The organism is Nocardioides sp. YR527 (assembly GCF_900101045.1).
In the GTDB taxonomy this organism is placed as follows: Bacteria; Actinomycetota; Actinomycetes; order Propionibacteriales; family Nocardioidaceae; genus Nocardioides.
Genome location: NZ_FNFN01000009.1, coordinates 13,032 through 26,021, shown reverse-complemented (window position 1 = coordinate 26,021; position 12,990 = coordinate 13,032). Strand labels below are relative to the sequence as shown.

Below are 12,990 nucleotides of genomic sequence, written 5' to 3'. Positions count from 1 at the left end.
AGGGGCCTGTCCTGAGGTCAGGGATCAGAGACGGGCCGCCTCGTCCGGCACGCGCTCGGCGACCTTCGGGTCCCGGGCGCGTGCCGCGTCCACGAGCAGGTACGCGGCGATCGCGGCTCCCGCGGCCAACGCGACCGCGGCCGAGGCATAGGCGGCGCCGTAGCCGACCGTCGTGACCAGGCCCGCCGCGATCAGGGTGCCGAGGAACCCGCCGAGCTGCTGGGTGGTCGTGGTCAGGCCGGACCCGATCCCGGCGTGCTCCGGTGCCAGCGCACCCATCGCCAACGCCGTCACCTGCGGCATCGCGAGGCCGAAGCCGAGGCCCATCACGACCGCGCCGGGGAGAACGTCCAGGGGGAAGCCGCCCGCTCCGGGGAGGCGGACGAGGTAGACCATGCCGGCGACGAAGGCGAGCACGCCGACGAACAGGACGCGCTCGGACCCGAACCGTTCCGCCAGCGTGGCGCTGAAGCCGAGGCTGGCGATGGCGATCACCACGCTGACCGGGAGGAACGCCAGGCCGGTCGAGAGTGCTCCGAACCCGAGAGTGTCCTGCAGGTAGAGCGTCGTGACGAACTGGAACGTGAACCCGCCGAAGGTCAGGGTCAGCAGGATCAGGTTCGCGAGCGCGAACCTGCGCTGGGCGAACAGGCCGCGCGGGAGCAGCCCGCCCTTGGCGCCGGTCGGCGGCGTACCCTCCACCGCGCGGAGCGCGACGATCAGGGCGATGATCCCGAACGGCACGTTGATCAGGAAGGCCCAGCGCCAGGACGCGACGTCGGTGAGTACGCCACCCAGGACCGTCCCCACCGACGCACCGATCGAGCCGACGAAGGCCAGCACCGCGAAGGCGCGCAGGCGCTCACGGGGCTCGGCGTAGAGCCCGGCGATCATGCCGAGCACCACGGCCGAGGCGATGCCGCCACCGAGACCTTGCACGAATCGGGCGAGGACCAGGGAGATCGGGTCCCAGGCGAGGCCGCACCATGCCGAGGCGAGCGTGAAGATGCTCAGCCCCGCCAGGAAGACCGGGCGGGTGCCGAACGCGTCGCCCGCCCGGCCTGCCGGGAGCAGGACGAGCGCGAAGGCGAGCAGGAAGCCGTTGACCACCCAGGACAGCGAGGCGTCGCCGAATCCCAGGTCGTCGCGGATTGCCGGAAGGGCGACGGTCACCACCGTGCCGTCGAGGATCACCATCAGCTGAGTAGCTGCGAGGGTCGCGAGCGCGACTGTCTTGGTCGTCATAGATACGACCATAGAAGATTGTTTCTTATGAAACAATCTATTTCGGGATATTCAGTTGGAAACTTATCTCTAGCGGGACGAGGTGGGCGCCCGACGCCGCAGCGTCATCGTGTGCGACGGCGTCGCCCACGGCCCCTCGACGAGGTGCTGCAGCGCCTCGATGAACGCCTCCCCCTCGCTCGGAGCCAGACCCTCCAGCGCCTCGGCGACGGTCGCGTTGTAGGCCTTCGAGGCCTCCTCGAGCAGTTTCACGCCGGCCGGCGTGAGCGCGACGACGCGGGCGCGGCGATCGGTGGCCGAGACCCGCCGCTCGGCCAGGCCGCGGCGCTCGAGATTGTCGAGGGTGGAGACCATCGTGGTCTTGTCCAGCATCGCCATCTCGGCCACGGCGTTCTGGGTGTACTCCCCCTCGGCGGCCTTCATCAGCACGCAGTACTCCCGCACCGAGAGCTCCAGGTCGGCCAGCGCCTCGCCGACCTGGGCCGCGAAGGCGTGAGCAGACTGGTTGAGCAGGAACAACAGGTCGATACGCGGTCCGGTCATGAACTAGATCTTAACGAACCATCCGATACGGAACTATCTTCTGGCCAACTATCCAACCCAAACGGCGCCCGACCCCGCACACATCGGGATCGAGCGCCGTCCCGCGGGGCTCAGAGATACTGGGCGAGGTCCGCCTGGATCGCCTCGGGCGCCACCGGCGGCTCGTAGCGCTTGATGACCTCGCCCTCACGCCCGACGAGGAACTTGGTGAAGTTCCACTTGATGTCCCCGGGCTCGGTCGCGGGCGACAGGTCCTTGACCGCCTCGTAGAACTGCCCGAGGTGCGGGCCCCAGTCGCCGGGCGCCTCGGCCCGCAGGAAGTCGTAGAGCGGCGCGGCGTTCTCGCCGTTGACGTCCACCTTGGAGAGGACCGGGAAGGTCACGTCGTACGTCGTCTTGCAGAACTCCTGGATCTCGTCGTCGGTGCCGGGCTCCTGACCGAGGAACTGGTTGGTCGGGAACCCGATGACCTCGACACCGGAGTCCTTGGTGGCCCGGTAGAGCGCCTCCAGGCCCTCGTACTGCGACGTCAGACCGCACTTGCTGGCTACGTTGACGATCAGCAGCAGCTTGCCCTTGTAGTCGCTGAGCGAGACGGGGCTGCCATCCGCGGCGGTCGCTTCGAAATCGTACGTGGTGGTCACAGGTCTCTCCTCGATCGAGTTGTGGTGCAGGGGGACAACCTTGCTCGGCCCGAGGTTATGCCCCGCGCTGATGCGGAACCGACGAGGCTTCCTCCGCCAGCCGCCGGTCACGCGCGACCGTCATGATCGCGGCCGACATCCATTCCAGCGCCTCGGGCATCTCGTAGGCGATCTCCTCGAGCAGCGTCGGCATGTCGTGCCGGCCCACGGAGAGGAGCATCTCGCTGAGCGAGCCATCGGGTGCGGCGACCATGAACCGGAACTCGATCGCCTCGGGGGTCACCGTCGCGGCGCACCGACTGGTCTCGAACGTCCACGGCGCACGGCGGGCACCGCCGTGGGCACCGGATGTCGTCATGACCGGGCATCCTATTCAGGTTGCCGCCCCGACCGCACCCCTTTCACGCCTCGGCTCGACCCTCGAACAGTGATTCGAATCTCGTCGCCGGACACACCACCCCGACGCACGCCAAGCAGCCCGAGGACCGGTACGTTCGTCCGCGGCCATACAGCGGGGGAACACTGGAGAGGGACACAACTTCACATGATGGGCGGGCATCACGCGGCCTCTGGGGCTGCCGCGTGGATCGCAGTGACATCGTCGGCACCGATCGCGTTCGGGTGGTACCCGGGTGTCTCGGACATAGGCGTGATGACCGGCACCCTGGTGTGCGCCGGCGCCGCGCTGCTTCCGGACGCCGATCACCACAACGGCACGATCGCCCACTCGCTGCCACCGGTCTCCGAAGGCTTGACCAAGATCGTCGGACAGGTCTCCGGCGGCCACCGCAACGGCACCCACTCGATCCTCGGCGTGCTCGCCTTCACGGCTCTCGCCTGGGGCGCGGGGAAGCTCTCACTCGAGACCGAGCACTTCGGCAGCGTCCTGATCGGCCCGGGCATCATGTGCGTCCTGCTGGTCGCCTTCGCGATGGACGCGCTGAAGCTCACCCGCAAGGGCGTCCACTGGCCGTGGATCCCGGCCGTGGCGCTGGCGGCGGTGATTGCGATCTTCGCGCCCGAGGAGTGGTGGTGGATGCCGTTCTCGGTGGCCCTCGGCTGCGTCGTGCACCTGATCGGCGACTTCGTGACCACGATGGGGATCCCGCTGTTCTGGCCGATCGCACCGAAGCCGCCGAAGTGGGTGCGGCGCAACAAGTGGCTGCCGTTCGACAACATGTGGACTCGCGGCGGCAACTTCGCCCTCCCGGTCCTCGGCGACGCGGGCTCCATCCGGGAGTGGGTCGTGATGACCCCGATCAGCCTCTACGCCGTCGTCGGCTTCGGCTGGGCGCTGCTGAGCCAGATGGGCTTCGATGTCGAGAGCCGCTGGGAAGACCTGGTCTCGAGCCTCAGCACGCTGGTCTGACCCACGGCTCGCCGCTCAGCCGTCGACGGACCGCCGGCGCCCACGCAGCGGGCGCAGGACGAACATCCCGGCCAGCAGCGCGAGAGCCGCGAGGAGCGCCGCGACCGCGAGCACCCCGCTCAGGACGACCTTCGTCTGGATGCCGCGGTGCTCCTCGCCGACATCGTCGGAGACGATCAGCGTCATCGCCACGATGGTGTCCTTGAGGAGCTGGATGAACCGGGTCATGTCCTCGGACCAGACCTGCGCGGCCGGCCTCCCCGGGGCGTGGGTCTCCAGGTCTCGGACCGCGCCCGCGAGCGAGCCGTCGTTGATGACCTGGACGACCGCGTTCTGCGACACCAGGCCTCGCGACCCGTCGGCGAAGGTGCCGTCCGAGATCTTGTCCAGCGCCTTCTGGGTGGCCTTCGGGGCGTCGCCGTAGAACGAGCGCGAGGTGAGCTGCCAGGACGTACGCGCCTCGCTCATCGCCTCCAACGACTCCTCGTCGATCTTCCCGGTCATCAGCGCTGGCACCATCAACGTGCGCTCGATCCCCAGCGACTCGGACGCCGACCTGACGTACTTGAGGTTGGTGACCTGCTTGTAGATGTTCTCGTTGCGGATGTTGGGCATCTCGGTCGCGAAGTCGAGCAGCTCGTAGGCGGTGTCGGTGTAGGCGGCGACCGCCGCCTCCGTGCTCGCCTTGTCGCCGTCCTCGAGGTCGGTGCGGTAGGCGTCGATGCTCTTCAGGACCGTGTAGGTGCGCTCGACCCGTTCCCGCAGGCTCGGGGTGTCGGCGAGGTCGACCTTGGTGATGTCGTCGTGCCACGCCTCGATCGAGTCGTCGGTCACCTGGCGATAGGCCTGCCGGACCGCGGCCGGGACCTGGTCGGAGCTCAGCGCGTCCCGCTCGAAGATGAGGTCCATCCCGAGCTCATAGCTCTCCGGGAGCGCTCCGGCGATCGTCATCGCGCGGCTGGAGACGGACCGTTCCTCCAGCGCGTCGGCGAAGGTCAGCCCGCTGAAGACCAGGGCGATCAGCACCGGGACCAGCAGCACGGCGAACACCCGGGGGCGGAGGAACCTCGGCTTCGGGGCCGCATGGGACCGAGGCGTACGCTGCGCCGACTCGACCACGCCGGCGACCGCCGTCACCAACGAGACCGAGGGGGCTGAGGAAGCCGCGGACGACGAGGACGAGGACGACGGGAGCGCCAGGGGCTTGAGCCCGGCGGGCAGCTCGCGGCTGCCGACCGGAACCGCGGGCACGACCTCGGGCCGACGGGCGAAGGCGACGACCTCACCGGCGGTGGGCCGCCGGGAGGGGTCCTTGTCCATCATCGACGCCACGAACTCGTCGACATGGGACGGCACCGTGACCACGTCGTTGACATGCGGGACCGGCGCGGTCACGTGCTGGTAGATCATCGAGACCGGCTCGGAGCCGGCGTACGGAGCGCGTCCGGTGAGCAGCTCGAAGTACACGCAGCCGAGCGCATAGATGTCGCTCGGTGGGCCGACCACGTTGTCGGCAGCCTGCTCGGGTGAGATGTAGGGCAGGCTCCCCATCACGTGGCGAGTCGAGGTGAGCCGCTCGGCCTGGTGGCTGGCCAGCTGGGCGATACCGAAGTCGAGCACACGGATCCGGCCGTCGCCGTCGTAGACGAGGTTGGACGGCTTGATGTCGCGGTGGATGATCCCGGAGGAGTGGACCGCGGTGAGCGTACGCGCGACCTGGACCATCGCCTCGCTCGCCTCCTCGACGGTGAACCGCCCCTGCTTCTCGAGACGGTCGGCCAGCGTCGGGCCGGGAAGCAGCTCCATGACCAGGTAGACGATGCTGCCGTACTCGGTCTCCTCGACCCCGACGTCGTGCACCTGCACCGTGCCCGGGTGGCTGGCCGCCGTCGTCGAGAGCGCCTCACGCCGGAAGCGCTCGGTCACCTTGGGGTCGGCCGAGGTCTCCACGACCTTCACGGCGACCCAGCGTTCGAGCCTGATGTCGGCTGCCTGCCAGACCTCGCCCATCCCGCCGCGTCCAAGCAGTCGGTGCAGGCGGTATCGGCCTGCGATCGGGGGGCGCGTTCGCATGCGCATATGTTGTCGGACTCACACCCCGTGCGTCTCGTGTACGCACCGATGAAGTCCGCCGATCTTTGCTATTGTCGCCGGTTTACGCATCAACTGATCGCCCTCGCGCTCGGAGCAGCGCGATGCCGAGCGCGGCGAGCACCGCCAGCACGATTCCGGAGAAGACGCCCCAGGCGATCGTCTGGTTCTGGGCGTCCCTGTGCTCGCGCTCGATGTCGTCGGCGAGCCGGTTGGCGGCATGGACGACCACCTCCTTGAGGTCCTGGACGTAGCTGGCCGCATCGGCCATCCAGAGCTGGTCCACGGGCCTGCTGTCGCCACTGTCCTCCAACTGCCTGACGACGTCCTCGACGTCACGGGCGTTGAGCACCCGGATGACGGCACGCTGGGACGAGACCGCGTAGGACCCGAACTCGAACGACCGGCCCGAGATCCTGTCGAGCTGCTGCCGCGTCGCCGGATCGGCGCGCGAATAGATCGACTCCGAGTGGGTCGCCCAGGAGTCCTGGGCCGCGCTGAGGTCGGCGATGCCCTGGTCACTGATCCGCTCGTTGCGCAAGGCGTTCGCCATGATCCTCCGCTCGAGTCCGAGCACCTCCGAGACGGACCCGATCAGCTCCAGGTTCCGGGCCTGCTTGGCCAGCTCGTCGTCCCGGAACGACGGCAGCTCGACGGCGAGGTCGAAGAGCCCGTTGACCGCGTTCGTGTAGAGCCCGACGGCCGCCAGCTTGCCGGACCTGTTCCCCGCCCGGGCGGCCGCACGGATGTCCGAGAGCCGCTCGAGGGCGGCCGCCGACCTCTCCGTACGCCGCCGCAGACCCGGATCGCCGGCGGTGTCCAGCTTCTCGACCGCCACGGCCCAGGCGTCGATGGACCGGTCGGTGATCTGGAGGAAGTCCTCGGTCAGTGCCGCATCGGTCCGCAGCGCGTCGCGCTCGATCGAGAGGTCGAAGGCGAGCTGGAAGCTGGTCGGCAAGATGTCGGCCAGCGGTTCGGCGCTGCCGATGTCCGACATCTTGTCGCCGGCCCGGAGGGTGCTCCAGCCACCGAAGACCAACCCCGGCAGGATCAGGACCATCAGCACACCCAGCAGCGTGGGCGAGAGGCGTGGGCCCCGGATGTCGGTCGGACGCACGATCCGCTTCGGCGGAGCGGCGACCCCGCTCTCGAGCACGGTCGCCACCTCGTCGGCCCGGGGACGCTTGGCCGGGTCCGGGTCGAGCATGGCGGTCGTGATGCCGTCGAGGTGGCCGGGAACGGTCACCAGTGTGCCGACCCGCTCGGGCTCGATCCCTGCGTACGGTGGGCGGCCGACGAGCAGCTCGAAGAACACGGCGCCGAGGGAGTAGATGTCGCTCGCCGGTCCGATCCGTCGGCGGTCGATCTGCTCGGGGGACAGGTACGGCAGGCCCTCTCCGCCGCGCGGCGCGGGCGCGCCGACGAGAGCGATCCGGCCGTCCGGGGCGTACCCGATGGTGGCCGGTCTGATGTCTCCGTGCAGCTGCCCCGCGGCGTGGCCCGAGGCGAGGAGGCGTGCGACCTGCGCGACGATGCCCGAGGCCTCGTCAGGGGAGAACGGGTGCTGCTGGACAAGCCGGCCGGCAAGGTTCTGACCGCTCAGAGCAGGTCCGCCCTGTCCGGTCAGATGGTTCAAATGCTGGCGACCGGCGCGTGGGGGACGGATACGCATGGGTCCATAGTCCCTGGTGAGCACCCTTGACGCCCCGGCCTCAACCGAGAGTTTTCCTGGACTTGGCCAAGAGTTCGGCTCCCCCGCGGGCTACCCCGGCCGGAGCCGGATCCCGTACTGCTGCACCTTCCGGTAGACGGTGGCGCGCGACATCCCGAGCTCCGCGGCTGCTTCCTGCATGGTGATCCCCGGACGCGTCAGGACGCGGACGATCTCGCCTCGTTCGAAGGCGTCGATCCGGGACAACGGCCGCCTGGTGTCGGAGAGCACGTCGGCGGGAAGGTGGCGCAGATCGATCTGGTCACCGGCGCTCACGGCCCGCTGGACGACGTGGACGAGCTCGGTGACGTTGCCCGGCCAGCCGTGGTCGTGCAGCGCCCGCTCCGCGGCCGGGGTCAGCGCGACCTCGCGGCCCCGCACCCGCAGGCCCACCTGATGCGCCAGCGGAAGTACGTCCTCGGGCCGCTCCCGCAGCGGCGGCACCTCGACCACGGTGTCGACGAGGTCGGACAGGGCCGCCGGGATGCCGTCGAAGGTCTCGGCGGTCATCGCGAACGGCACTCCGGCGACCGCCCCGGGCGCCGCCTCGACGAGGAGGGCGTGCAGCCGCTCGGCCACCCAGGCCGGAAGCGTGTTCACGTCGCGTACGACCACGGCGGTGTCCTGCTTGGCGAGCTCCGGCGTCCACAGGGACAGCCAGGCCTCGGCGTCGGCCGGCTCCGGGGCGGAGGCGGCCAGGATCCGGTCGCGGGGCCGCAGGTCGCGGAACGCCTGGGCGACCAGGGTCGTCCGACCCACCCCCGGCTCTCCGACCACGGCGACCCGCCGGCCGACCCGGAGCGCGTCGCGCACGCTGCCCAGCGCCTCGCACCAGGCGGAGGAGAGGTCGCGGAGGCTGCCGGCGCCCGGCTCCAGCCGGGGCGCCTCGACCCGGAACACCTCGCCGCGGGGAGCCGGACGTGGGAACCGACCGTGGGCTCGGGCGAGCATGAGCGAGGCGGTGTTGCTGGCCGCCGACTGGGCCAGGGCGAGCAGCAGGTCGTGGGACGACTCCGACCAGGTGGTCAGGTTGACGCTGCCCTCCAGGCGTCCGCTGATCGGGTCGATCACCGGCGCGGCGGCGCAGGTGTAGCTGCACAGCGAGAGCGAGTAGTGCTCCTCGGCCCGGACCACGGTCGGGGTCCGGTCGGCCAGGGCGAGGCCGAGCCCGTTGGTGCCCGCCGCGCGCTCGGCGTAGCTGAACCCCGGCGCGAGGTGGACGGCGTCGAGGTCCCGGAGGAGCTGCTGGTCGCCGCTGAGCCGGTTGAGCACCAGACCGCCGGGGTCGGTGAGCATCAGGCTGACCGGCTCGCCGACGAGCGTCCGGTGGAGGTCGTCGAGCACCTCCTGGCCGCATTGGAAGAAGAGCGACTCCTGGTCGTAGGCGCCGGAGAAGACCGGGTCGACCTCCTCGACCGAGACCCCGTACTCCTGGCTGCGCTGCCAGGAGGCACGTACGCGCGGTGCCAGCGCCGACGCGTCGACAGCCGCGGTGCGCTGCGCGATGGGGTGGCGGCCGGTCATGTGATCGACGTTACATCCGGCGGGCGGCGGCGACGGCCGACGAGCGTCTCAGATTGAGACGGTCGAGGTCTCACATTGAGACGCCGCACCCCTGATCCGTGCGCCCCGGCCGCCCTAGCGTCCTGTGACGGAAGCCACAGATCGGAGAACCCTGATGTACACCAAGGACAACGAGTCGTACTTCATCGTCGACGCCCACGTCGCGCTCTGGGACGCCCGTCCGGAGAACCAGCGCAACATCCACGGCAAGCAGTTCATCGACTGCTTCTACGACTACCACCGCAACCTCTCCCCCGAGTCGGAGCACTGGTCCTACGAGGACTACCTCTACCAGGGCGGCGAGCGGCTGATGCACGATCTGTTCGAGGTCGGCTACGTCGACCACGCGATCTTCCAGCCGGCCCACCTCGGCGAGTTCTACACGAACGGGTTCGGGCAGACCGAGGAGGCCTCACAGCTGGCGGCGAAGCACCCGGACAGGCTGACGTACAACCACCACTTCGACCCCCGCAACGGCGAGGCCGGGCTCGAGCAGCTCCACGCCGACGCCGAGCGGTTCGGGCTCCGGGGCGTCAAGCTCTACACCGCCGAGTGGCACGGGGAGTCGCGCGGCTGGAAGCTGACCGACCCGTGGGCGTACCGCTACTTCGAGGCCTGCCGCGAGCTCGGGATCACCAACATCCACATCCACAAGGGCCCGACGATCCGGCCGCTGGACCGCGACGCGTTCGACGTCGCCGACATCGACCACGTCGCCAGCGACTTCACCGACCTCAACTTCATCGTCGAGCACGTCGGCCTGCCACGGCTCGAGGACTTCTGCTGGATCGCCACCCAGGAGCCCAACGTGCACGGCGGGCTGGCGGTGGCGATGCCGTTCATCCACACCCGGCCGCGCTACTTCGCGCAGATCCTCGGCGAGCTCGTCTACTGGATCGGCGAGGACCGGATCCAGTTCTCCTCCGACTACGCGATCTGGACCCCGAAGTGGCTGATCGAGCGGTTCGTCGACTTCCAGATCCCGGAGGACATGACGGAGTACGCCCCGCTCACCGTCGCGCAGAAGAAGAAGATCCTGGGCCTCAACGCGGCGAAAATGTACGACCTGGAGGTGCCCGCTGAGCTGCGGCTGCCCGAGGCGGACGAGACCGCGACGGGTCCCCGCGAGCCCGAGCGGGCAGATCTCGCGGCGGTGTGACATGACCTTGCTGACCTGCGAGAACACCCGCGAGAGCCAGGCGTACGCCGCGCTCCACGCCGTCGTCGACCCCGAGCTCGACGAGCCCATCACCGACCTGGGCTTCGTCCGGTCGCTGACCGCCTCCCCGACCGGGCCGGACTGCGAGACGGTCAGGGTCGAGGTCCACCTGCGGCTGCCGACGTCGTTCTGCTCGCCCAACTTCGCCTACCTGATGGCGAGCGACGCCAAGGACGCGCTGACCGCGCTGCCGTGGACCGACCAGGTGATCGTCGAGCTCGACGACCACCACGACTCCGACCTGATCAACGCCGGGCTGGCGGCCGATGCCGGGTATCTCGGCACATTCCGCCACGAGGCCGAGTCGTCCCTGGACGAGCTGCGGACCACGTTCCACCGCAAGGCCCACACGGCGGCCCTCGAGCGTTGCCTGACCCGGCTGTTGAGGGGGCAGCCGGACCTGGCCGAGGACGCCGTGGGCGAGGTCCGTCTCGGAGACCTGCCCGACGACGACTTCACCGCCTCACTTCGGCGGCGCCGAGCGGTCCTCGGGCTGCCCGACCTGCCGGAGGCGTACGTACTGGTCGACCACGACAACGAGCGGCCCAGCGACATCCCGCTGGCGCTGCGGAGGGCGCGTTCGACCCGGATCTCGATCGACGGCAACGCGCACTTCTGCCGTGGCCTGCTGGCGACGCGCTACGGCGAGGAGGTCACCTCGCCCGCCTTCGTACCCCTGACCGACCTGCACCGAGAAGGAGCATCATCATGAGCACCATGCGAGCCGTCCAGGTGGTCGGCTACCACCAGCCGCTGGCCATGGCCGAGGTCCCGGCCCCCGAGCCGACCGGACCGTTCGACGTCGTGGTCAGGATCGGCGGCGCCGGTGTGTGCCGCACCGACCTGCACATCCTGGAGGGGCAGTGGGCGGAGAAGTCCGGTGTCGCGCTGCCCTACACGATCGGCCACGAGAACGCCGGCTGGGTGCACGCGGTCGGTGACGCCGTCACCCACGTCGCCGAGGGCGACAAGGTGATCCTGCACCCGCTGATCACCTGCGGGCTGTGCCGGGCCTGCCGCTCGGGCGACGACGTGCACTGCGAGCTGAACCAGTTCCCCGGCATCGACACCGACGGCGGCTACGCCGAGTACCTGAAGACCTCCGCGCGCTCGGTGGTGAAGATCGACGACTCCCTGGAGCCGGCCGACGTGGCCGCCCTGGCCGACGCCGGTCTGACCGCCTACCACGCAGCCGCGAAGGCCGCCCGGCGGCTGACCCCGCGCGACCGGTGCGTGGTGATCGGCGCCGGCGGGCTCGGGCACATCGGCATCCAGGTCCTCAAGGCGCTCAGTCCGGCCGAGCTGATCGTCGTCGACCGCAACCCGGACGCGGTGAAGCTCGCCCTCGACATCGGTGCCGACCACGGCGTCGTCGCCGAGGGCACCCAGGTCGACCAGGTGCTCGAGCTCACCGACGGCGCCGGCGCGGAGGTCCTGGTCGACTTCGTCGGCGAGGGCGGTGCGACCGCCGAAGGGGTGCGGATGCTCCGCCAGGCGGGCGACTACCACGTCGTCGGCTACGGCGAGAACATCGATGTGCCGACGATCGACATCATCTCGGCCGAGATCAACTTCATCGGCAACCTGGTGGGTTCCTACAACGACCTGTGCGACCTGATGGCGCTCGCCGCCCGCGGGGCCGTCACGCTGCACACGCAGAAGTACGCCCTCGACGACTTCCAGACCGCGATCTCCGACCTCGACGCCGGCCGGGTCCGCGGCCGCGCGATCCTGGTCCCCTGAGGAGGCGACGACATGAAGAAGCTCCTCGGAATCGGCATCTCGGTCGGCGTGCTCGCCGGCATCTGGACCCAGGTGAGCATCGAGCTCGCCCTCATCACCTGGGTCGGGTTCGTCGCCTGGGCCTGCTACTTCGCCGCGGGAGGCGGTCGCCAAGGCTTCCTGAAAGGTCTCGCGGCCAACCTCGCCGGCGCACTGTGGGGGTACGGCGCGAGCCTGGTCTTGACGTACGCCACCTTCACCGGCGCGGTGGCCCTGGTGGTCACGCTCGTCGCGTTCATCCTGTGCCTGCAGGCGGCCGTGGATCTGCTGTCCTTCATCCCCGGTGCCTTCGCCGGGACGGCGGTCATCTTCGGCACCTCGTTCGACCTCGGCGGCACGCTCGTCGCGCTGGTGGTCGGGGCCGGGCTCGGGTGGCTCTCGGACATCGCCGGGCGGCGGATCCAGGACGCGGTCGAACGCTCCGGACAGCCCATCCCCTCGACACCAAGGAGAGCCCGATGATCTTCATCGCCGCCCGCTTCCGCATCAAGCCGGAGTACGCCGAGGACTGGCCGGTCATCTCCGGCCCGTTCACCGAGGCCACCCGGGCCGAGCCCGGCAACCTCTGGTTTGACTGGGCCCGCAGCCTCGACGACCCGAACGAGTACTTCCTGCTCGAGGCGTTCGCCGACGACGACGCCGGCGCCGCCCACGTCACCTCGGCCCACTTCAAGCAGGCCCAGGCCGACCTCCCGCGCCATCTCGCCGAGACGCCGCGGATCGTCAACACCAACGTCCCGGGCACGGAGTGGTCCGAGCTCGGCGAGCTCGCGGTCGCCGACTGAACCCACCGATCCCGCTTGACCTGGGTGCTCCCAGGTCA

13 protein-coding genes are annotated in these 12,990 nt (G+C 69.7%); 6 read left to right on the top strand and 7 right to left on the bottom strand.

Translation table 11 applies throughout. From position 1 onward, the window contains the following. Positions 1 to 24 precede the first annotated feature (24 nt). The 4 genes from BLT25_RS24050 to BLT25_RS24035 form a co-directional block, all read right to left on the bottom strand. On the bottom strand, positions 25 to 1,245 hold the full coding sequence (locus BLT25_RS24050; protein WP_176884222.1) for an MFS transporter: 1,221 nt from the start codon (positions 1,243 to 1,245) through the stop codon (positions 25 to 27). A gap of 69 nt (positions 1,246 to 1,314) precedes the next feature. Continuing rightward, positions 1,315 to 1,788 carry a MarR family winged helix-turn-helix transcriptional regulator gene (locus BLT25_RS24045; RefSeq protein WP_091051512.1) on the bottom strand — a complete coding sequence of 158 codons (474 nt, stop codon included), beginning with the start codon at positions 1,786 to 1,788 and terminating at the stop codon, positions 1,315 to 1,317. 110 nt (positions 1,789 to 1,898) lie between these two features. Continuing rightward, positions 1,899 to 2,432, bottom strand: a complete 534-nt coding sequence (locus tag BLT25_RS24040) for a glutathione peroxidase (protein WP_091051511.1) — start codon at positions 2,430 to 2,432, stop codon at positions 1,899 to 1,901. A gap of 55 nt (positions 2,433 to 2,487) precedes the next feature. Beyond that, positions 2,488 to 2,790, bottom strand: coding sequence for a hypothetical protein (locus tag BLT25_RS24035; RefSeq protein ID WP_091051508.1), 303 nt, complete (start codon positions 2,788 to 2,790; stop codon positions 2,488 to 2,490). 186 nt (positions 2,791 to 2,976) lie between these two features. Here BLT25_RS24035 and BLT25_RS24030 point away from each other — a divergent pair, with 186 nt between their 5' ends. Then, positions 2,977 to 3,801: a metal-dependent hydrolase gene (locus tag BLT25_RS24030; RefSeq protein ID WP_091051505.1), complete on the top strand. Its 825-nt coding sequence runs from the start codon at positions 2,977 to 2,979 to the stop codon at positions 3,799 to 3,801. A 15-nt stretch (positions 3,802 to 3,816) separates the two neighbouring features. Here the strand turns inward: BLT25_RS24030 and BLT25_RS24025 are convergent, their stop codons facing one another. The 3 genes from BLT25_RS24025 to BLT25_RS24015 form a co-directional block, all read right to left on the bottom strand. Beyond that, entirely contained in the window at positions 3,817 to 5,874 is a 2,058-nt protein-coding gene (locus BLT25_RS24025; protein ID WP_176884220.1) for a protein kinase domain-containing protein, read from the bottom strand. Between the two features lie 82 nt (positions 5,875 to 5,956). Continuing rightward, a complete protein-coding gene (locus BLT25_RS24020; protein WP_091051500.1) occupies positions 5,957 to 7,564 on the bottom strand; it encodes a serine/threonine-protein kinase in 1,608 nt (535 codons plus the stop codon). Positions 7,565 to 7,654: 90 nt separating this feature from the next. Further along, on the bottom strand, positions 7,655 to 9,127 hold the full coding sequence (locus BLT25_RS24015) for an AAA-type ATPase lid domain-containing protein (protein ID WP_091051498.1): 1,473 nt from the start codon (positions 9,125 to 9,127) through the stop codon (positions 7,655 to 7,657). 154 nt (positions 9,128 to 9,281) lie between these two features. On the opposite strand from BLT25_RS24015, the gene BLT25_RS24010 reads away from it, so the two are divergent. Genes BLT25_RS24010 through BLT25_RS23990 form a run of 5 tightly spaced genes read left to right on the top strand, consistent with a single transcriptional unit; the run spans position 9,282 to position 12,952 of the window. After that, positions 9,282 to 10,325 carry an amidohydrolase family protein gene (locus tag BLT25_RS24010; RefSeq protein ID WP_091051495.1) on the top strand — a complete coding sequence of 348 codons (1,044 nt, stop codon included), beginning with the start codon at positions 9,282 to 9,284 and terminating at the stop codon, positions 10,323 to 10,325. Between the two features lies 1 nt (position 10,326). Beyond that, complete coding sequence (locus tag BLT25_RS24005; protein ID WP_091051493.1) at positions 10,327 to 11,097, top strand: iron-sulfur cluster assembly protein; 771 nt, start codon at positions 10,327 to 10,329, stop codon at positions 11,095 to 11,097. After that, the gene (locus BLT25_RS24000; protein WP_256328757.1) at positions 11,094 to 12,128 is read left to right on the top strand and encodes an NAD(P)-dependent alcohol dehydrogenase; all 1,035 of its coding nucleotides are present in this window, start codon (positions 11,094 to 11,096) and stop codon (positions 12,126 to 12,128) included. Before BLT25_RS24005 ends, BLT25_RS24000 begins: the two co-directional genes overlap by 4 nt. Positions 12,129 to 12,140: 12 nt before the next feature. Further along, positions 12,141 to 12,629 carry a DUF1097 domain-containing protein gene (locus BLT25_RS23995; protein ID WP_091051490.1) on the top strand — a complete coding sequence of 163 codons (489 nt, stop codon included), beginning with the start codon at positions 12,141 to 12,143 and terminating at the stop codon, positions 12,627 to 12,629. Next, on the top strand, positions 12,626 to 12,952 hold the full coding sequence (locus BLT25_RS23990) for a putative quinol monooxygenase (RefSeq protein ID WP_091051488.1): 327 nt from the start codon (positions 12,626 to 12,628) through the stop codon (positions 12,950 to 12,952). Before BLT25_RS23995 ends, BLT25_RS23990 begins: the two co-directional genes overlap by 4 nt. The last annotated feature ends 38 nt before the right edge of the window (positions 12,953 to 12,990 follow it).